Source organism: Shigella sp. FC1544 (genome assembly GCF_001722145.1).
In the GTDB taxonomy this organism is placed as follows: Bacteria; Pseudomonadota; Gammaproteobacteria; order Enterobacterales; family Enterobacteriaceae; genus Escherichia; species Escherichia coli.
In genome coordinates this window covers 1-525 of the sequence record NZ_MECT01000422.1, presented here as the reverse complement: position 1 = coordinate 525, position 525 = coordinate 1, and the positions used below count along the sequence as shown (strand labels likewise).

Sequence of the window (525 nt, the reverse complement as noted above, 5' to 3'; positions counted from 1 at the left end):
CCGTCGACCGTCCGGCACGGTCCATCACAGTGATAAAGGTTCTCAGTATGTATCGCTGGCCTACACACAGCGGCTTAAGGAAGCCGGATTACTGGCATCAACAGGAAGTACAGGCGACTCGTATGACAACGCGATGGCGGAGAGCATCAATGGTCTTTACAAAGCGGAGGTAATACACCGTAAGAGCTGGAAAAACCGTGCAGAAGTGGAACTGGCCACACTCACGTGGGTGGACTGGTATAACAATCGACGATTGCTGGAAAGGCTGGGCCATACTCCTCCGGCAGAAGCAGAAAAAGCTTATTATGCTTCCATCGGAAACGATGATCTGGCAGCCTGAGTTCACAGATAAAATACTCTCCAGGAAACCCGGGGCGGTTCAACCGACGATAATTCCGTTATCTACCAGCTCCGTCTGGAGCCGCCGGGTTCCATATGTTTCGCGAGTGCGGATATGTGCCACCTTAATCTCCAGTTTTAGCCGCTCATCACTTTGTTTTCTGTCTGAGGGTTCATGCTGTACCC

At 51.6% G+C, this 525-nt stretch carries 1 protein-coding gene and 1 pseudogene; one reads left to right on the top strand and one right to left on the bottom strand.

Annotated elements, in window-relative coordinates:
- On the top strand, positions 1-340 hold a 340-nt coding region (locus BGK49_RS17550), incomplete at its 5' end, for an integrase core domain-containing protein (protein WP_032232706.1).
- A 42-nt stretch (positions 341-382) separates the two neighbouring features.
- On the opposite strand, the pseudogene BGK49_RS29675 reads toward BGK49_RS17550, so the two are convergent.
- Positions 383-525 (bottom strand): annotated as a pseudogene (locus BGK49_RS29675) (IS3 family transposase); the annotation flags it as partial.